This window comes from Streptomyces hypolithicus, from assembly GCF_052934925.1.
In genome coordinates this window covers 1,772,942-1,792,704 of the sequence record NZ_CM128811.1, presented here as the reverse complement: position 1 = coordinate 1,792,704, position 19,763 = coordinate 1,772,942, and the positions used below count along the sequence as shown (strand labels likewise).

At 71.2% G+C, this 19,763-nt stretch carries 14 protein-coding genes; 10 read left to right on the top strand and 4 right to left on the bottom strand.

The genetic code is table 11. From position 1 onward, the window contains the following. Window positions 1-26 precede the first annotated feature (26 nt). The 3 genes from ACU6WZ_RS08195 to ACU6WZ_RS08185 all read right to left on the bottom strand — a co-directional run bounded on the left by ACU6WZ_RS08195 (window position 27) and on the right by ACU6WZ_RS08185 (window position 4,853). A complete protein-coding gene (locus tag ACU6WZ_RS08195) occupies window positions 27-587 on the bottom strand; it encodes an alpha/beta hydrolase (RefSeq protein WP_447032453.1) in 561 nt (186 codons plus the stop codon). Further along, window positions 515-2,080, bottom strand: coding sequence for an alpha/beta hydrolase (locus tag ACU6WZ_RS08190; protein ID WP_447032452.1), 1,566 nt, complete (start codon window positions 2,078-2,080; stop codon window positions 515-517). The genes ACU6WZ_RS08195 and ACU6WZ_RS08190 overlap by 73 nt, the downstream gene beginning before the upstream one ends. A gap of 100 nt (window positions 2,081-2,180) precedes the next feature. After that, complete coding sequence (locus ACU6WZ_RS08185) at window positions 2,181-4,853, bottom strand: lysylphosphatidylglycerol synthase transmembrane domain-containing protein (RefSeq protein ID WP_447032451.1); 2,673 nt, start codon at window positions 4,851-4,853, stop codon at window positions 2,181-2,183. Between the two features lie 167 nt (window positions 4,854-5,020). Here ACU6WZ_RS08185 and ACU6WZ_RS08180 point away from each other — a divergent pair, with 167 nt between their 5' ends. The 5 genes from ACU6WZ_RS08180 to nudC all read left to right on the top strand — a co-directional run bounded on the left by ACU6WZ_RS08180 (window position 5,021) and on the right by nudC (window position 15,263). Further along, window positions 5,021-5,407, top strand: a complete 387-nt coding sequence (locus ACU6WZ_RS08180; RefSeq protein ID WP_447033928.1) for an MGMT family protein — start codon at window positions 5,021-5,023, stop codon at window positions 5,405-5,407. A 442-nt stretch (window positions 5,408-5,849) separates the two neighbouring features. Next, a complete protein-coding gene (locus ACU6WZ_RS08175; protein ID WP_447032450.1) occupies window positions 5,850-9,083 on the top strand; it encodes an ATP-dependent helicase in 3,234 nt (1,077 codons plus the stop codon). A gap of 99 nt (window positions 9,084-9,182) precedes the next feature. After that, window positions 9,183-12,794, top strand: coding sequence for an ATP-dependent helicase (locus tag ACU6WZ_RS08170; RefSeq protein ID WP_447032449.1), 3,612 nt, complete (start codon window positions 9,183-9,185; stop codon window positions 12,792-12,794). A gap of 10 nt (window positions 12,795-12,804) precedes the next feature. Then, on the top strand, window positions 12,805-14,250 hold the full coding sequence (locus tag ACU6WZ_RS08165; RefSeq protein ID WP_447032448.1) for a dipeptidase: 1,446 nt from the start codon (window positions 12,805-12,807) through the stop codon (window positions 14,248-14,250). A 56-nt stretch (window positions 14,251-14,306) separates the two neighbouring features. After that, window positions 14,307-15,263, top strand: coding sequence for an NAD(+) diphosphatase (gene nudC, locus ACU6WZ_RS08160; protein WP_447032447.1), 957 nt, complete (start codon window positions 14,307-14,309; stop codon window positions 15,261-15,263). 154 nt (window positions 15,264-15,417) lie between these two features. On the opposite strand, the gene ACU6WZ_RS08155 is transcribed toward nudC, so the two are convergent. Continuing rightward, complete coding sequence (locus ACU6WZ_RS08155; RefSeq protein ID WP_447032446.1) at window positions 15,418-15,672, bottom strand: mycoredoxin; 255 nt, start codon at window positions 15,670-15,672, stop codon at window positions 15,418-15,420. Window positions 15,673-15,847: 175 nt separating this feature from the next. Here ACU6WZ_RS08155 and ACU6WZ_RS08150 point away from each other — a divergent pair, with 175 nt between their 5' ends. The 5 genes from ACU6WZ_RS08150 (at window position 15,848) to ACU6WZ_RS08130 (ending at window position 19,762) form a co-directional block, all read left to right on the top strand. Beyond that, window positions 15,848-18,055: an ATP-dependent DNA helicase UvrD2 gene (locus ACU6WZ_RS08150; protein ID WP_447032445.1), complete on the top strand. Its 2,208-nt coding sequence runs from the start codon at window positions 15,848-15,850 to the stop codon at window positions 18,053-18,055. Between the two features lie 113 nt (window positions 18,056-18,168). Next, window positions 18,169-18,534, top strand: coding sequence for a hypothetical protein (locus tag ACU6WZ_RS08145; protein ID WP_447032444.1), 366 nt, complete (start codon window positions 18,169-18,171; stop codon window positions 18,532-18,534). A gap of 158 nt (window positions 18,535-18,692) precedes the next feature. Then, a complete protein-coding gene (locus ACU6WZ_RS08140) occupies window positions 18,693-19,061 on the top strand; it encodes a WhiB family transcriptional regulator (RefSeq protein WP_447032443.1) in 369 nt (122 codons plus the stop codon). Beyond that, window positions 19,058-19,381, top strand: coding sequence for a putative WhiB-interacting protein (locus tag ACU6WZ_RS08135; RefSeq protein ID WP_447032442.1), 324 nt, complete (start codon window positions 19,058-19,060; stop codon window positions 19,379-19,381). Before ACU6WZ_RS08140 ends, ACU6WZ_RS08135 begins: the two co-directional genes overlap by 4 nt. 147 nt (window positions 19,382-19,528) lie before the next feature. Next, window positions 19,529-19,762, top strand: a complete 234-nt coding sequence (locus tag ACU6WZ_RS08130) for a hypothetical protein (protein WP_447032441.1) — start codon at window positions 19,529-19,531, stop codon at window positions 19,760-19,762. Window position 19,763: the final 1 nt, after the last annotated feature.

The following is a 19,763-nucleotide window of genomic DNA, read 5'->3' as shown; positions in this document are numbered from 1 at the left end:
CGCAAATCGGACATTCGGGATGTGTGTCACTGTGACAGCGGTCCGCGGGCCCATGGCGCGTACACGCCGGTAGAGCGGCCCCGATCCGCGCGAGCGGCGTTACGAACGAGTGCGCTACGGCAGCTCGTGTCGTTCGACGGGACTTCGCCGTCGAGGAAGTACGGGTCGACCGCGACGGTTCTGCAGGCGTTGCCCGTGAGGCGCGCGCCGTGGCCGCCGCCCCCGTAGGTGATCTGCACGCCCACTCCCTCGCCCAGCTCCTCGACTATCCGCACCGAATCCTCGTACGGCGTGGCCGAGACGCCCGTGCCGCCGATGGCCAGGAGCCGCGCCCGTCGGGGCGACCTCGGGGGTCTCGTGCTCGTCGGCGCCCACCCGTCGCCCGGAGTCCGCGCAGGATGTGGCGCGCTGGGCGTCGTGCGCCGTGCCGTAACGGCCCTTCGCGTCCCGGTGAGTGAGCGGTCCGTATCGGTCGGCAGCGGCTTCGGCAGTCCGCCTGACAGCCCGGCCCGGGCTATCCGCAGACTGTCCCGTCGGCCGGAATCTTGCCGTCCAGCAGATACGCGTTCACGGCGCGCTGGACGCACTTGTCACCGCCGTTATATGCGCCGTGGCCCTCGCCTTCGAACGTCAGCTCGACGCCTACGCCCTTGCCCAGTTCGTCGGCCATCTTCTTCGCGCCCTCGAACGGCGTAGCCGGGTCGCCGGTGGTGCCGACGACGAGGATGGGTGCCGAGCCGGGTGCGCTGACATCCGGGGTTTCCCACTCGCCGGGCACCGGCCACTTCGAGCAGCCCATCAGACCCCAGCCAAGGTAGTCGCCGAAGACGGGCGAGACCTTGCGGAACTCGGGCAGCCTCGCCTTGGTCTGCGCCATGTCGGTGCGCGCCTTGGTGTCGACGCAGTTGATGGCCGCGTTGGCCGCTCCGATGTTGCTGTACGAGCCGTCGGGGTTGCGGCCGTTGAGGGAGTCGGAAAGCGTCAGCAGAAGCTCGCCGTTGCCGCCGTCCGCCTCGTCAAGGCCCTGCTCCAGGTACGGCCAGTACTCCCGGGAGTACAGCGTCTGGGCGATGCCACTGGTGGCGTGGGTCTGGGTCAGCTCCCGGTCGCCGATGCCCTTGATCGGCTTCTTGTCGAGCTTCTTGAGCAGGTCGACGACGAAGTCCTCGATCTCCTTCACGGTGGCGCCGGGCAGCGGGCACTCGTCGCCGCGGTCGACGCAGTCCTTGGCGAAGTTGTCGAGCGCGCGCTGGAAACCCTCGGCCTGGCCGAGCAGGCTCTCCTCCGAGGGCTCGGTGGGGTCGACGACGGCGTCGAAGACGGCCCGGCCGACCTTCTTGGGGAACAGGTGTGCGTATACGCCGCCCAGTTCGGTACCGTACGAGATCCCGAAGTAGTACAGCTTGTCGTCGCCGAGCACCTGGCGCATCAGGTCCATGTCGCGGGCGGCGTTGGTGGTGCCGACGTACGGAAGTTCGTCGCCCGAGTTCTCCTTGCAGGCGTCGGCGTACGTGACGAGTCCGTCCGCGAAGACGTCCTCCTCGGCTTCGTCGTCCGGGGTGCTGTCCTCGGCGTAGTACGCGTCGAGCTGCTTGTCGTCCAGACACTGGACGCCCACGCTGCGGCCGACGCCCCGCGGGTCGAAGCTCACCAGGTCGTAGCGCGAGCGCAGCCGCTCGAAATCGCCCCCGAACGACGGCAGACCGGTGACGCCGGAGCCACCCGGGCCGCCGAAGTTGAAGATCAGGGAGCCGATGCGCCGGTCCGTGTCGCGGGCCTTCGCGCGGATCAGCGCCAGCTCGATCGTCTCGCCACCTGGCTCGTCGTAGTCGCGCGGGACGTCCATGTACGCGCACTGCCAGGTAGTGCCGCCGGCCAGGGGGGAGGGCGAGGCGCCGCCGCCCTCCGCGGCGGACGGGGCGGGACAGGCCTTCCAGTCCAGTTTCTGGGCGGCGAGCTCCTGTGCCGCGTTCGCGTTCGCGTCTTCGTCGTTGGGGGCGCTGTCGGAACAGCCGGCGAGGGACACGAGAAGGACTGCGGAGAGAGCGGCCGTGGCGCGCAGGGTGGCGGAAGTCGGCATGGTTCCATCGTGTGCCGGGGCGCCGGAGCGTGCGCCTCGGGAGCGCCATTCGAGAGGCCGTCCGCTCGGCGTGACCGACCTGCCGGGCCCCGCCGGCCTGCTAGAGCTCGCCCTTGCGGGTCAGGTGGTTGAAGCACAGCCAGCCGGGCAGCACCGGCAGCCAGAACGTCAGCAGCCGGTACAGCAGCACCGCCGGGGTAGCGATCTGGGTGTCCAGTCCCGCGACCGACAGCGCGGCGATGAGCGCACCCTCGACCGCGCCGATGCCACCGGGCGTCGGCACCGCGGAACCGAGCGCGTTGGCCGTCAGGAAGACCACTGCCACGGTCGCGTAGCTCAGCTGTGTGTCGCTCTCACCGCCGAACGCGCGGATCGAGGCGTCCAGGCACATCACGAACACGGCCGTCAGCAGCAGCATCCCGCCGATGCCGGTGACCAGCTTTTTGGGGCGCTGGAGTACGTCGAGCATGCGCGGCACGACACCCGCGAACAGTGACCGCACCCGGGTGACCACGAACTTGCGCAGGAACGGCACCGCTGTCACGACCATCGCCAGGACCGCCGCGGTCAGCAGACCGGCGATCACCGTCCTGGACGGGGAGACCGAAGGCGTCCTTTCGGTGCCGGTCACATAGCCGAAGACCAGCAGCAGCGCGATATGGCTCCCGAGACCGAAGAGCTGCGAGGCGCCGACACTGGCCACCGCGAGCCCCGGACGTACCCCGGCACGCTGGAGGAAGCGAGTGTTCAGGGCCACTCCGCCGATCGCGGCGGGCGCGACCAGCTTCACGAACGAACCTGCCACCTGCGCCTGCACCGTGCGCCAGAACGACACCTTCTCGGGAACGAACCCGAGCAGGCTCATCGCAGCGGCCGGATAACTCAGTGCGGAGAACAGTGCGGCCACCCCGACCCAGCTCCACTGCGCCTGTGCGATGGCTTCATTAAGAGGGTTCTGGAGAAGCGTCGAGACCAGGAAGTACGCGGCGAACGCACCCGCGATCAGACTCACCAGGGTGCGTGCCTTGATGCGCTCCAGGCGGGCGGGCTCGACAGGCGCCTGCGGGCGGATGAGCAGCACCTCGTGGCGGATCTGCGTCAGCAGGTCCTCCTCGCGCGCCTCCTCGATCGCCTCGTCGATGGCTTCCTTCTCCGCCTTCTTCTCCGCGCGTACCGCCTTGCGGCCCGCTGCGGCGGCCTCGGTGGCGGTGGCGCACTCCTCGTCGGGCTGGGCCGCCTTCGCGTCGTGGGACGCGTCGATGACCGCCTCGCGCTCGCGCTGCGAGCGTTCACGGGCGAGCTTGCGCAGCGTGGCGCGGGTGGAGCGGCTGAGCGCGATCGGCTGGAGCAGCGGCAGGCTGTCGGCGACCGCGTCGGGGCCCATGACGTCCACGGCGGAGGCCACAGCCCGCTCCGCTCCCGCGCGCAGCCCGAGCGTGGTGAGGAGCTGCGCGACGTCCATGCGCAGGACGACGTCGCCTGCGGCGATCTCACCGCCGCGCAGATCCGTGACGATCACCCTGCCGGAACGATCCACCAAGATCGCGTCGCCGACGAGTCTGCGGTGCGCGATGCGACGCGACTGGAGCGCCTTCACCTGGCGCCAGCTGCCGCGCAGCAGCTCGTCGGTGATCTCGTCGTCCGGTAGCGAATCCAGCGAGCGGCCACCCAGGTGCTCGTACACGAGCATCACGGCGTCGGGGCCGAGCTCGGAGGTGGCGATCAGCTTCGGGGCGTTCGCGCCGGCGGCGATGGCCGCGTACGCGAGCAGCGCCTCCTGCTCCAGAGCCTGGCGCAGCGACTGGATCGAGCGCCGCTGGGTGATGCCCCGCAAGGTCACCTGGCGCCACACCCGGTAGAAGAACCCCTGCGCCTGCTGCTCGCGGTCGACGACGGTGACGTCGAGGGGCGAACCCTCCTCCAGCGCTACGAGGTAGCGCCGCCCCCGGTCGCCCTGTTCCGCGGAGTCGGGGGAGTCCTCCGCGCGCATGGCGGTCACGGGACGGAAACCGACGTGCCGCAGTCCGGCGAGGAGGGTCTGGCCGGTGGGCCTTACGTTCGGGGAGCCGACGGCGTACAGCGTCCCGTAGGCGACGGTCCAGCCGATCAGCACCGTGACGATGATCGAGAACGGTGTGGTCTGGCGGCCCACGAGAACCGCGAACGAGTTGAGCAGCAGCACCGCCCACAGAGCCACCCGCCACCGGGGCCTGCGGGCCATCCCCACCGCGGTCATGTAGGCGATGACAGGCGCCAGATAACCGTGCACGGGATCGGTCAGGTCGCCGTTCGCGGTGGACTGGGTGAGGGCCTCTCTGATCGTGTCGGGTGCGGCCTCGGAGACCCACAGGTCGGTGGCGAGAGCGACGCCGTGAGCGAGCACGGCCGCGAGGACGCCGTCGGCGATGCGCAGCCCGTCCCGTTTGACCAGCCGCTCGATCGCGAAGGCGACCGGCAGGATCAGCACGGCGATGCTGGAGACGAGCCCGGCCAGTTTGATGAATACGTCGGGGGTCTGTCCCGTGCCCTTGCTGATGTCCTGCTCGAGGCCGGAGGCCGTGCCGTGGGCGAAGGCCGCGATGCCCAGCACGCAGATGATGCCGAGCACGCCGACGAGCAGCCGCAACAGGTCGGAAGGACGGTGCACGCGCGCGGAGAGCAACGGTTCGTCGCCGGACACGCGGTCGGGTGTTCCAGGGCCGTCCCCGCGCTCCTCGGGCGTGTCAGAGCGTGACTCGGCGCCAGAGGTGCTCGCCGCCGGGGGAGGCTGCACGCCCTGCTCCTTCGTCGTCTCTTCTTGATCTCGTATCACCAGTCACCGCCCGGATGATGGTGGCATGGCCGGAAGAAAGAGGGGGGCATCAGGGTGCATTGCGGGGGCGTGCGGTGTTTTGGGTACGCCCCGTGGAGCAGCCGCCGCTGTCGGTGCCGTGGTGCAGGATGGGCCGGATGAGCGACGAGCAGCACGTCCCCGGACTCCCCGAGTACGCCGAGCGCGTGCTGGAGGTGGCGGAGGCGATCCCGCCCGGCCGGGTGCTGACGTACGGAGACGTCGCCGAGTGGCTGGAGGAGGGCGGACCCCGCCAGGTGGGGCGCGTCATGGCGCTCTACGGCGGCGCCGCGCCGTGGTGGCGCGTGGTGCGCTCCGACGGCGTACTGCTGCCGGGGAGCGAGCTGCGCGCGCTGGGGCACTACCGGGCGGAGGGCACTCCCCTGCGCATCTCCCGGCGGTCCGGGACCAGTGCGCCGCGCCTCGACATGAAGCGGGCACGGTGGGACGGCGGACCCGCGGATACATGTGCACAACCTCACACCGCTCACACCTGACAGCTTCCGCCATGCGGCGACCCGGCGGGCGGCGCGAGGAGCGCACGGGGCATCGGGCGGGGCCGCGCACGGGGTACCAGCCGGACTCGCTGCGTCCCCGCCGCCCACTGGCGTAGCGTCGTCAGCGCGCCGCACGCGCGTCATACCGCTCATCCCGCATCCACCTCGTCCCGTTCGTCCGCTCGTCCCGTTCACCCGTCCGACCCGTTCACCCGTCCGACCCGCTCTTCCGTCCGACCCGCTCTTCCGCTCGACCCGGTCTTCCGTTCGACCGCTCATTCACTCGTCCCGCGGCCCCCGCGCCCCCGTGCGCGGCAGAGCAGGACAACCCGTACACCCACCAGGACCGGCGATCCACGTGAGTTCCTCCACACCCCCAGGTTCCTCCTGGAACCCGCCGCGCCGTCAGGCGCGGCCGCGGACCCCGGGCGCGTACCGCCTTGTGCGTACTCCGCCCGGTCCTGTGGACCCCCCTCTCCTGGACGCACAGCAGCGCGCTGTGGTTGACCATGCGGGCGGCCCGCTGCTGGTCCTCGCGGGGCCGGGCACCGGCAAGTCGACGACGCTGGTCGAGGCCGTCGCCGCCCGCGTCGCCAAGGGCGCCGACCCCGCGCGCATCCTGGTGCTCACCTTCAGCCGCAAGGCCGCAGTGGAACTGCGCGACCGGATGGCGCTGAGGCTCGGCGGCGCGCAGGGGCCGCAGGCGACGACGTTCCACTCCTTTTGCTACGCACTGGTCCGCGCCCATCAGGACAGTGACCTCTTCAGCGAGCCACTGCGGCTGCTGTCGGGCCCCGAACAGGACGTGGCGGTCCGCGACCTGCTGGCCGGCCATGTCGACCTGGAACGCACCGGACTCCCCTCCGGCGTCCGCTGGCCGGACGAGCTGCGCGCCTGTCTGACGACACGCGGCTTCGCCGACGAGGTCCGCGCAGTGCTGGCGCGCAGCCGCGAACTCGGGCTCGGACCGGACTCCCTGGGGGCCTTCGCCCGGCGTACGGGACGGCCCGACTGGCAGGCAGCGGCGGCTTTCCTGGCCGAGTACCTCGACGTACTCGACATGCAGGGTGTCCTGGACTACGCCGAACTCGTGCACCGCGCGGTGCTGCTCGCGGAGCGGGCGCAGACGACGGGCAGGCTCAGCGCGCAGTACGACGCGGTCTTCGTGGACGAGTACCAGGACACCGACCCGGCGCAGGTCCGTCTGCTGCGCGCGCTGGCCGGGTCCGGCCGCACCCTGGTCGCTTTCGGTGACCCGGACCAGTCGATCTACGCGTTCCGCGGTGCGGACGTGGGCGGCATCCTCGACTTCCCCGACACGTTCCCGGGAACGGACCAAAAGCCTTCCCCGGTGGAGGTGCTGACCACGTCGCGCCGTTCCGGAGAACGCCTCCTCGGTGCCACCAGGCAGCTGACGCGCAGGATGCCGCTGACGCGCCTGCCGGCCGAGAAGGTACGGGCGCACCGCGACCTGAACCCGGTCAGGGACGGGGGGGACGCGGAAGTCTTCACGTACCCGACAGCGGGCACGGAACTCGACAACATCGCGGACATCCTGCGTCGCGCCCATCTGGAGGAGGGCGTGCCGTGGAACGAGATGGCGGTACTGGTGCGCGCCGGCGGCCGCACCATACCGGTCGTACGCCGCGCCCTGACCTCGGCCGGCGTCCCCCTGGAGATCGACGGCGACGACGTCCCCCTGCGCCATGAGCCGGCGGTGACGCCCCTCCTGACGGCGTTGCGAGCGGTCGCCCAGGCAGTGACAGCCCCGGCGGCCGGCCCGGACAACCCCGGCGCCGCCTGGCTCCGCACTGACGCCGCCGCCGAACTGCTGGCCTCGCCCCTCGCCGGCATGGACACCGCCGACCTCCGCCGCCTCGGCCGCGCCCTGCGCGACGAGGAGCGTGCGGCGGGCAACCGCCTCCCCGCGCCGTCCGACGAGTTGCTGGCCCGCGCGCTGGCCGAGCCCGAGCGCCTGACCACGCACGACCCGGCGTACGCCCGCGGCGCCCAGCGCCTCGGGGCGCTCCTCGGCCGGACCCGCGCACTCCTGGAAGCGGGCGGCACCGCCGAAGAGGCACTGTGGGAACTGTGGGACGGCACCCCCTGGCCTCAGCGCCTGGAGCGGGCCGCCCTGCGCGGCGGCGCTGCCGGGCGCAACGCGGACCGCGACCTCGACGCCGTCTGCGCGCTCTTCGACACCGCGGCACGGGCCGAGGAGCGCTCCGGCGGCCGCGGCGCCCTCAACTTCCTCGAAGAACTCGAAGCCCAGGACATCGCTGCCGACACCCTCAGCAAGCGCGTGGTGCGCCCCGACGCCGTACGCCTGATGACCGCGCACCGCTCCAAGGGCCTCGAATGGAGCCTCGTCGTCGTCGCGGGCGTACAGGAGGGCCTGTGGCCCGACCTGCGCCGCCGCGGTTCGCTTCTGGAGGCGGACAGGATCGGCCGTGACGGACTCGCCGAACCTCTCACCCCGGGCGCGCTCCTCGCCGAGGAACGACGCCTCTTCTACGTCGCCGCTACCCGTGCCCGCGACCGCCTCGTCGTCACCGCCGTCAAGGCACCCGCCGACGACGGCGACCAGCCGTCCCGTTTCCTCAGCGAGCTGGGCGTCGAACCCAAGGACGTCACCGGCCGCCCACGCCGTCCCCTGGCCGTGGCCGCGCTCGTGGCCGAACTGCGCGCCACCACCGTCGACCCGGCAGCCACCCCCGCACTGCGCGACGCCGCCGCCCGCAGGCTGGCCCGCCTGGCAGCGCTGGCGGACGGCGACGGACAGCCGCTGGTGCCCTCCGCACATCCGTACCGCTGGTGGGGCCTGTACGAGCCGACGCACAGCGGCGTTCCGCTGCGCGACCACGAGCAGCCAGTGGCGCTCTCAGGAAGCGCACTGGACCAGCTCGCGAACACCTGCTCACTCCAGTGGTTCCTGGGACGCGAGGTCAAAGCGGACGCTCCCGCGACCGCCGCCCAGGGCTTCGGCAACGTCGTGCACGTCCTGGCCGACGAGGTCGCGTCCGGCCGTACACCCGCAGATCTCGCCGTGCTGATGGAACGCCTCGACTCGGTCTGGGACGCCCTCGCTTTCGACGCGCCCTGGAAGTCGCAGCAGGAGAAGGAACACGCGCGGGTCGCCCTGGAACGCTTCCTCCAATGGCACGTCATGGACCGGGGAGGGCGTACCCCGGTCGCCACCGAGCACGACTTCGACGTGACCCTCCAAGCGGGCGGATCGTACGAAGTGCGTATCCGCGGCTCGATGGACCGCGTCGAGAAGGACACCGAAGGACGGGCCTACGTCGTCGACTTCAAGACCGGAAAGGTGTCGCCCACGCGTGAGGAGGTCGCCCACCACCCGCAGCTCGCGGTCTACCAGCTCGCCGTACGGGAAGGCGCGGTCGACGAGGCGTTCGGGGGAGCGCGCCCCGAGCCGGGTGGCGCCGAACTCGTGCACCTGCGGCAAGCGGCGGCCAAGAAGGAGGGAGGGGAGGCGCTTCCCAGGACGCAGGCACAGCAGCCGCTCGCCGGAGAGTGGGTCGGCGACCTGCTCGCCACCGCGGCCGGCCGCGTCCTCGACGAACGCTTCAGCCCGGCGACCGGGCAGCACTGCACGCACTGCGCGTTCCGGTCGTCCTGCAGCGCACAGCCTGAGGGCCGCCACATCGTCGAGTAGCGCGGCCGCCACATCGTCGAGGACCCGGGCCGCTACATCCCCGGCAGCCGGAACGGGAGCCGGCCGCCGTTGTCAGTGGGGCCCGTTAGCCTCTCTGGGGTGTCAGCTCGAATCACCGACCCCGAGCAGCTCAAAGAGCTCCTCGGCATTCCGTTCACCCCGGAGCAGATGGCGTGCATCACCGCACCGCCTGCCCCGCAGGTCATCGTGGCCGGAGCCGGCTCGGGCAAGACGACCGTCATGGCAGCCCGCGTGGTGTGGCTGGTCGGCACCGGCCGGGTCGCCCCCGAGCAGGTGCTCGGCCTGACCTTCACCAACAAGGCCGCCGGCGAGCTCGCCGAACGCGTCCGCAAGGCGCTGGTGCGCGCCGGGGTGACCGACCCCGACGCCATCGACCCGGACAACCCGCCCGGCGAGCCCAGGATCTCGACGTACCACGCCTTCGCCGGGCAGCTCCTCACCGACCACGGCCTGCGCATCGGGCTCGAACCGACCGCCCGCCTCCTCGCCGACGCCACCCGCTACCAGCTCGCCGCCCGCGTCCTCCGCGAGGCGCCAGGCCCCTACCCGGCCCTCACCAAATCGTTCCCGTCCCTGGTCAGCGACCTTCTCGCGCTGGACGCCGAGCTGGCCGAGCACCTGGTGAAACCCGCGAGTCTCGCGTCGTACGACGCCGGACTCCTGCGTACGCTCGCGTCCGTCAAGCTCTCCAACGCAGACCTGCGCAAGGTCCCCGAGGCCGCCGCGGGCCGCCTGGAACTGCTCGACCTCACCACCCGCTACCGAGAGGCGAAACGCAGCCGCGACCTCCTCGACTTCGGCGACCAGATCGCCCTCTCCGCCGAGCTCGCGCTCACCAGCGACGAGGCCGGCCGGATCCTGCGCGACCAGTTCAGGGTGGTGCTGCTCGACGAGTACCAGGACACCTCGGTCGCCCAGCGTCTCCTGCTCTCCGGCCTCTTCGGCGGCGGCACCGGGCACGCGGTGACGGCCGTCGGCGACCCCTGCCAGGCCATCTACGGCTGGCGCGGCGCCTCCGTCGCTAACCTCGACGACTTCCCCGCGCACTTTCCATACGCCGACGGGAGCCCGGCGGCCCGCTTCTCGCTCAGCGAGAACCGCCGCAGCGGCGGTCGCCTCCTCGACCTCGCCAACGGCCTCGCCACCGAGCTGCGCGCCATGCACGAAGGCGTCGAAGCGCTGCGCCCGGCGCCCGGCGCGGAGCGCGACGGCATGGTCCGCTGCGCCCTGCTGCCCACCCACGCCGAGGAAATCGGCTGGCTCGCCGATTCGATCGCCCACCTGGTGCGCACCGGCAAGGAGCCCGGTGAGATCGCCGTCCTGTGCCGAACGGCGGGCGACTTCGCCGAGATCCAGGGTGCTCTCGTGGCCCGCGAGGTCCCGGTCGAGGTGGTCGGCCTGTCCGGGCTGCTCCACCTCCCGGAGGTCGCCGACCTCGTCGCGGTCTGCGAAGTCCTTCAGGACCCGGGTGCGAACGCCTCGCTCGTACGCCTCCTCACCGGCCCCCGATGGCGCATTGGCCCGCGCGACCTGGCGCTGCTCGGGCGCCGGGCACGGCTGCTCGTCCACCGCGCGAGCGGCGCCGACCCGGACGCCGACCCCGACGGGAGGCTGGCCGAAGCCGTCGAGGGGGTGGACCCGGCGGAGGTCATTTCCCTGGCGGACGCCCTCGACACGTTCCTCGAATCGGGCGGCGGCCCGGACGACGGCCTGCCCTTCTCGGCAGACGCCCGGGTCCGCTTCGCCCGCCTGGCCACCGAGCTGCGCGACCTGCGCCGCTCCCTCGCGGACCCGCTCATGGACGTGCTCCACCGGGTACTTGCCACCACGGGCCTCGAAGTGGAACTGTCCGCCTCACCGCACGCCCTGGCCGCCCGCCGACGCGAGACGCTGGGCAACTTCCTGGACACTGCGGCGGGCTTCGCCGCGCTCGACGGCGAGACGAACCTGCTGGCCTTCCTCGCCTTCCTGCGTACGGCGGCCCAGTACGAGAAGGGCCTGGACAACGCCCTGCCCGGCGGCGAGAACACCGTCAAGGTCCTGACCGCACACAAGTCCAAGGGCCTGGAGTGGGACGTGGTGGCGGCGCCCGGTCTGGTCGCCGGCCATTTCCCGAGCGAGCAGTCCCGCGAGTCCTGGACCTCGCAGGCCAAAGTCCTGCCGCACGCGCTGCGCGGCGACGCGAAGACACTCCCGGATGTGGGGGAGTGGGACGCCAAGGGCATGAAGGCGTTCAAGGACGACATGAAGGCCCACCAGCACACCGAGGAACTCCGCCTCGGTTACGTCACCTTCACGCGCCCCCGCTCGCTTCTCCTCGGCTCGGGCCACTGGTGGGGCCCGACGCAGAAGAAACCGCGCGGCCCCTCCGGCTTCCTGGCAGCGCTGTACGAACACTGCGAGGCGGGGCTCGGCGAGATCGAGGCCTGGGCCGACGAGCCGGAGCCGGACGCGCAGAACCCGTCCCTGCACAAAGCGGCAGCAGACCACGCCTGGCCGCTGCCCTTGGACGCGACCTCGCTCGCCCGTCGCCGCCGGGCCGCGGAGACGGTCATGGCCCACCTCAAGTCCCTGGCGACGGCTCCGGCCGACGCTGAGCCCCTGGAGGCGGACTTCGAGGAAGAGGTCGGCGAAGTCCTGGACGCCGACCCCGCGGACTGGGAGGCCCTGCTCACGGAACGCCCCGCGGCGGCCCCGGACAGCTCCGCCGCCGAGGAGGCTCGCGGCGCCGTACCCGGACCCCGTACGCACCCGCAACCCGAGCCTGCGGAGATCGCAGCGTCTGTGCCCCAGCACGACCAGTCCGCTCAGCACGACCAGCACGACCAGCACGACCAGCACGACCAGTCCGCTCCCGGCACCCCGGGCCACGGCATCGAGCCTGGGCGCCCCCACCCGACGGACCCGGTCGTGTCCGGCGGGCGCGAGGCAGGGGGGTCTGCTGCACGGTTCCCGGAAGATCCGGGCTACCCAGACTCCGCCCTCCCCCCCGAGGAGGCCCGCGCCATCGCGTCCTGGGACCGTGACCTGGACGCCCTCGCCGGGGAGCTCCGTCGTGCCCGCGCCACCACCCGCGACGTAGCCGTGCCGCCCTCCCTCACCGCCTCGCAGCTGCTGCGCCTCGCCGCCGACCCGGACGGCTTCGCGCAGGAGCTCGCCAGGCCCATGCCCCGCCCGCCCCAGCCGGCCGCCAGGCGCGGCACCCGCTTCCACGCCTGGGTGGAGAGCCGCTTCGAGGAGCTGCCGCTGCCCATGCTCGGCCCCGACGAGCTGCCTGGCGGCGAGGAGAGGGAGACTGACATCGCGGACGAGCGCGACCTGGCCGCGCTCAAGGAGGCGTTCGAGCGCACGCCGTACGCCCGCCGCACCCCGTACCGCATCGAGGAGCCGTTCCATCTCACCCTCGCGGGCCGCGTCATCCGTGGCCGTATCGACGCCGTGTACCGCGACGAGGACACCGGCACGTACGAGATCATCGACTGGAAGACCACCCGCCACCACACCGCCGACCCCCTGCAGCTCGCGATCTACCGGCTCGCCTGGGCCGAACAGCACGACCTGCCGCTCGACTCCGTCGCGGCGGCCTTCCTCTACGTCCGCACCGGCGAGATCGCGCACCCCGCCCGCCTCCCCGGCCGCGCAGAGCTCGAGCGGATCCTGCTGGACGAGCCCGGTTCGGCGGCCGGATAGGCTCAGGGGCATGAGCGACACCCCGGACAGCGTCGTCCGTACGTACATCGACACGCACCGCGCCACCTTCCTTGGCGACCTCGCCGACTGGCTGCGCATCCCGTCCGTGTCGGCCCAGCCCGCCCACGCGGCGGACGTACGGCGCAGCGCGGAATGGCTGTCCGAGAAGCTCAGCGAGACCGGCTTTCCGGTCACCGAGATCTGGCCCACGGACGGCGCCCCCGCCGTCTTCGCCGAGTGGCCGAGCGGCGACCCGGCAGCCCCCACGGTCCTCGTCTACGGACACCACGACGTGCAGCCCGCGGCCCGCGAGGACGGCTGGCACACCGACCCCTTCGAACCCGAGACCGCAGGCGGCCGGCTCTACGCACGTGGGGCCGCCGACGACAAGGGCCAGGTGTTCTTCCACACCCTTGGGGTACGCGCCCACCTCGCCGCCACCGGCCGCACCGCCCCCGCCGTGAACCTCAAACTCCTCATTGAGGGCGAGGAGGAGTCCGGATCCCCGAACTTCCGGGCCCTCGTCGAAGAGCGCGCGTCCCGCCTGGCCGCCGACGCGGTGATCGTCTCCGACACCGGCATGTGGTCCGAGGACACCCCGACCGTCTGCACGGGTATGCGCGGCGTGGCCGACTGCGAGATCGACTTGTACGGGCCCGACCAGGACATCCACTCCGGGTCCTTCGGCGGCGCCGTCCCCAACCCGGCCACCGTCGCCGCCCGCCTCGTCGCGGCACTCCACGACGAGAACGAGCACATCACGATCCCCGGCTTCTACGACGGCGTCGTGCCCCTCACGGACCGCGAGCGCGAGCTGTTCGCCTCGCTCCCGTTCGACGAGGCCCAGTGGCTGCGAACGGCCAAGTCCCGCGCCACCTCGGGGGAGACCGGCCACACAACCCTGGAGCGCGTCTGGGCCCGCCCGACCGCCGAGGTGAACGGCATCGGCGGCGGCTACCAGGGCCCCGGGGGCAAGACGATCGTTCCGTCGTCCGCCCGCCTGAAGCTGTCCTTCCGCCTGGTCGCGGGCCAGGAGCCGGACAAGATCGAGCAGTCCGTACGGGACTGGATCGCGTCCCGCGTCCCGGCCGGGATCCGCCACGAGATCACTTTCGGCGCCGCCACCCGCCCCTGCCTGACGCCCCTGGACCACCCCGCGCTGCAGTCCGTCGTACGGGCGATGGGCCGCGCCTTCGGCCAGGAGATCCGCTTCACGCGGGAGGGCGGCTCGGGTCCCGCGGCCGACCTGCAGGACGTACTCGGCGCACCTGTTCTCTTCCTTGGCATCTCCGTCCCGTCCGACGGCTGGCACGCGCCCAACGAGAAGATCGAGATCGACCTGCTTCTCAAGGGTGTGGAAGCCACCGCCTATCTGTGGGGAGACCTGGCAGCGCACTGGCGCCCCGCCACCACGACGTCAAGCACTTCGACCACCGGCACCACCGGCACCACCTGAATGATCCGGGCCTGCCGGAGAACGTCCGAATCCACCAGGGGGAGTAGGAAGCACCTGTGAGCACCTCGACCGACCACACGGACCTGACCGCGGAGCGGGCGATCGGGCTCACCGCCCCGAGCGGCATCGACCGCGCGGCGAACCACCGTCTCGACGAGGCCTGGCTCGCCGCCGCCTGGAGCCACCCCACGACCCGCGTCTTTGTCGTCTCCGGCGGCCAGGTCCTGATCGACGACACCCCGGACGGGCGCACCGAACTCGTGATGACCCCGGCCTTCGAGGCCCCGGTCACCGAGACGCACCGCTATTTCCTCGGTACGGACGAGGACGGCGTCAGTTACTTCGCGCTCCAGAAGGACGCCCTGCCCGGCCGCATGGACCAGTCCGCGCGCCCCGCGGGCCTCCGCGAGGCGGGCCTCCTGCTGGGACCGCGCGACGCCGGACTGATGGTCCACGCGGTGGCACTGGAGAACTGGCAGCGGCTGCACCGCTTCTGTTCGCGCTGCGGCGAGCGCAGCGTCATCGCGGCGGCCGGTCACATCCGCCGCTGCCAGGCGTGCGGCGCCGAGCACTACCCGCGCACCGACCCTGCTGTGATCATGCTCGTCACCGACGAGGAGGACCGCGCGCTTCTCGGCCGCCAGGTGCACTGGCCGGAGGGCCGGTTCTCGACGCTCGCCGGTTTCGTCGAGCCCGGCGAATCGATCGAGCAGTCGGTGGCCCGAGAGGTCTTCGAAGAGGCCGGCATCACTGTCGGTCAGGTCGAGTACGTGGCCAGCCAGCCATGGCCGTTCCCGTCCAGCCTCATGCTGGGCTTCATGGCCCGCGCTACGTCCTCGGAGATCAACGTCGACGGCGAGGAGATCGAAGAGGCGCGCTGGTTCTCCAGGGACGACCTGCGAACCGCGATCGAGTCCGGCGAGATCCTGTCGCCGTCCGGCATCTCCATCGCGTCCCGCCTGGTGGAGCTCTGGTACGGCAAGGCGCTGCCGAAGCCGCTGCACAATCCGTAGCCGCGACCGCAGGTACCCGTGACAGCGCAAGACTCCCGGGCTCCGTGACAGCGCAAGACTCCCGCGCCCCGTGACAGCGCAAGACCCCCGCGCCCCGTGACAGCGCAAGACCCCCGGGCCGCAGCTCGGGGGTCTGTAGCTTCGGAGTGCCGGATCAGACGGCCAGCGCCTGCTTCACCTGGGCGAGGCTCGGGTTCGTCATGACCGACTGCTCACCGGAGGCAGGGATCACCAGAACGGTGGGGACTGTCTGGTTTCCGCCGTTCGCCTTCTCGACGAAGGCGGCGGACTCCGCGTCGTGCTCGATGTTGATCTCGGTGTACGCGATTCCCTCGCGGTCCATCTGGCTCTTGAGCCGACGGCAGTAGCCGCACCACGTAGTGCTGTACATCGTCACAGTGCCCGGCATGTCGTTGCGCTCCTCTGGTCCTCTGGTTCGCTGGGGATCCGTACTCCCAGTGAGACGAACGTACGAGACCCCACCACCATTCCCGTACGCGTGCGACGCGTATTAGTACGACGAGTGCCCGCACCCTGTGGACGAGCCGACGCATCAGTCACGGCAGACCTGGCAGCATGGCGGGGTGACAGCAGCAACGCACTCCTCTCTCTTCTCACAGGCCCCGGACTCGGCGGACGCTGTGCTCGACGGGCTCGATCCCGAGCAGCGGGCCGTCGCGACGGCCCTGCGCGGCCCGGTGTGTGTGCTGGCAGGAGCGGGCACCGGCAAGACGCGAGCCATCACCCACCGCATCGCGTACGGCGTGCGCGCCGGAATACTGCAGCCCGCCAGTGTGCTTGCCGTCACCTTCACCAACCGCGCCGCCGGCGAGATGCGCGGGCGGCTCCGCCAGCTCGGCGCCGGCGGTGTGCAGGCGCGGACATTCCACTCCGCCGCGTTGCGTCAGCTCCAGTACTTCTGGCCGAAAGCAGTCGGTGGTGATCTGCCCCGGCTCGTGGAGCGGAAAGTGCAGCTGGTCGCCGAGGCCGCCGCGCGCTGTCGCGTCCGCCTCGACCGCAATGAGCTGCGGGACGTGGCCGGCGAGATCGAGTGGGCCAAAGTGACTCAGACCGTTCCCGCGGACTATCCGGCCGCAGCGCACAAGACCGGCCGTGACACTCCCAGGGATCCGGCGGAGATCTCCCAGATCTACGCGATGTACGAGCAGCTCAAGCGCGATCGATCCGTGATCGACTTCGAGGATGTGCTGCTGCTCACCGTCGGCATCCTCCAGGACCGACACGACATCGCCGACCTCGTGCGCAGCCAGTACCAGCACTTCGTGGTCGACGAGTACCAGGACGTCAGCCCCCTACAGCAGCGGCTCCTCGAACTGTGGCTGGGTGACCGGCAGAGCCTGTGCGTCGTCGGCGACGCCAGCCAGACGATCTACTCCTTCACCGGCGCCACCCCCGACCACCTGCTGAACTTCCGCACCCAGCACCCGGACGCCACCGTGGTGAAGCTGATCCGCGACTACCGCTCGACGCCGCAGGTCGTCCACCTGGCCAACGGCCTGCTTGGGCAGGCGCGCGGCCGGGCCGCCGAGCATCGCCTGGAGCTGGTCTCCCAGCGCGAGCCCGGCCCCGAGCCCGTCTACGCGGAGTACGCGGACGAGCCGGCCGAGGCCGAGGGCACCGCCCGGCGCATCCGTGGTCTGATCGCCGCCGGTGTCTCGGCCGGCGAGATCGCCGTGCTGTACCGGATCAACGCCCAGTCGGAGGTGTACGAGCAGGCCCTGGGCGACGCCGGGGTCCCGTACCAGCTCCGCGGCGCGGAGCGGTTCTTCGAGCGCCAGGAGGTGCGCAAGGCCATCGCGGGCCTGCGCAGCGCCGCCCGCTTCGGGGACAACGATCCGCTGCTCGACGACATCGTGGACCTGCCGTCCCAGACCCGCGCCGTACTCAGCGGCAACGGCTGGACCACACAGCCCCCGGCGGGCTCCGGCGCCGTACGGGACCAGTGGGAGTCGCTGGCCTCACTGGTCGGCCTCGCCGAGGACTTCGCCAAGTCCCGCCCGGCCGCGACGCTGGCCGATCTGATCACCGAACTCGACGAGCGCGCAGCCGCCCAGCATGCGCCGACCGTTCAGGGCGTCACTCTCGCCTCGCTGCACTCGGCCAAGGGCCTGGAGTGGGACGCCGTGTTCCTGGTCGGGCTCACCGAGGGCATGATGCCGATCAGCTTCGCCAAGACCGACGAGCAGGTCGAGGAGGAGCGACGCCTGCTGTACGTCGGAGTCACGCGTGCCCGGCAGCACCTTGCCCTGTCCTGGGCGCTCTCCCGTTCGCCCGGCGGCCGGGCCTCCCGGCGCCCGACCCGGTTCCTCAGCGGACTGCGGCCAGGCTCCTCGGTACCGGGCAGCCGGTCCACCGGCGGCGCAGGCGCGGTCGGTGGCGCGGGCGGGGGCGAGCGGGCCGGCGGCAGCCCGGTCGGCGGGGCCAGGCGCAGGCGACGCACTTCGGCCATGTGCCGTGTGTGCGGCAAGACCCTCACCGACGCCGGTGAAGTGAAGCTCATGCGCTGCGAGGACTGTCCCTCCGACATGGACGAAGCTTTGTACCAGCGGCTTCGCGACTGGCGCGCGGGCCAAGCACAGCAGCTCGGCCAGCCCCCCTACTGCGTCTTCACGGACAAGACGCTGATGGCGATCGCCGAGGCGGTGCCTGACGAGCCGGGAGAACTTGCCATGATCTCGGGCGTCGGCGCCCGCAAGCTGGGGCGTTTCGGAGCCGATGTGCTGGCCCTCTGTGCTGGTCAGGAGCTTGTGGGACTCGGCGGGGACGACTGATGCAAACTCGTCGAGAAAATAGTTTGCGCATGCCCCGGCAAGCCCCATAGGTTCTTCACCACGGGAACAGCGACTTCTCTGAAGCCCTGACTCCGTGCTGTACTTATCCGAATATGTTGGGACCGGCTTCGGCCATCAGGTCCCCGAGACGCCGAGAGGAGGCGAGCCCAGTGACCAGCTTCATGAACCCCACCAAAATGACCGATCGCTCGGTTGTCGCCATCTGCCCGCTCGGCTCCTCGCCCCGTGGCACCGGTATGTCCAGCATTTCCGCCGCCGGCCTTGTGTCCCTCCTGGGCCTTCCCGTTCTGGCGCGTAATGAGCGACCGACCGAGGCGCCGGAAGCAGCAGTAGCAGCGGCACGGGCCAAGGCCTATGCCTTTGCGGCGGCCGGTGCCGGATTCAAGAAGCAGACGACGACGCAGCACCACACGATGTGGGCCTTCCGTGGGCTCGAACCCTGGAGTGATCCAGCCTGATCCAGGATCAGGCAGGCGCCTTCAGGGCCGCGGAACCCCACCAGGGATCCGCGGCCCTTCTGTTTGTCCCGAACGGGAGAGACAGGGCGAAGGGGCCTCGGGACAGCAACCGCCACCCGGCCGACCGGCCGGAACTACTCGACGAGGAATCAACAACCGTGCACATCGAAACGCACGCCCCGTCCGTACCGCCTTCCCCAGCGATCACCCCGCCCGGTCTCACGGAGGACCCCGCCTTGACCCCCCTCACCGCGCTCACCGCGCTCGACGACGCCATCGAGAACCTCGGCGTGCCCGTTCCCTGCCGCTCGTACGACCCGGAGGTCTTCTTCGCCGAGACCCCGGCCGACGTCGAGTACGCCAAGTCGCTCTGCCGGACCTGCCCGCTGGTCGAGGCTTGCCTCGCCGGCGCCAAGGAGCGCCGCGAGCCTTGGGGCGTCTGGGGCGGCGAGCTCTTCGTCCAGGGTGTCGTGGTTGCCCGCAAGCGCCCGCGTGGGCGCCCCCGCAAGAACCCGGTCGCGGCATGAACGTCATCGGAACCATCGACCGCCCCCACACGCACGATCCCAAGAACCAGGCCCCAATGAACTCTCTGCCCAGCGAGCCCTCCGGCTCCGCCAACCCAGACGTGACCACCACCGGCGCGAACGACTCGCGTCAGAACAGGAACCGCGAGATGCAACTCATCCCAGAAGCCCTGGCCCGGGCTCATATGCAAGAACGCCGGCGTGAAGCCGAGGCGGAACACCAGGCCGTGCGCCTGGTCGCCGCCCGGCGGATGCAGCGCCGCGCCGAGCGCGTGTCCCTGCGCGCCCGCCGCGCCCTCGCCATGGCGGTCATGCAGTAACGACCTCCCCCACGAGAGTGAGCGGGTTCCCGATCGTGGGGGAGGTCGTAAGACGTAGTCAGCACACAGCGGGGGCCGGTTCGAACAGACCGGCCCCCGCTGTGCGTTCTACCGTCCCGCCCGCCGGAGCGGCGATATCGTCACGGGGTGCCGAGTTCTCCCCGGGAAGCCCCCCGGAACCACGAGCAGACTCCTCACCCCTCCCGGCCGGGTGCCGCCGCCGTCGTGTGCTCCCGCTGCGGCAAGTACTCCGAGAGCGAGAGCACTCCGCTGACCTGGACCTGCTCGGTGGAGAACGGCAGCCGTCAGTACTTCTGCGACGACTGTTCGCGCGCCAACATCAGATCGATCGAAGGCAGACTCGATTCATCCTGGTGGTGAG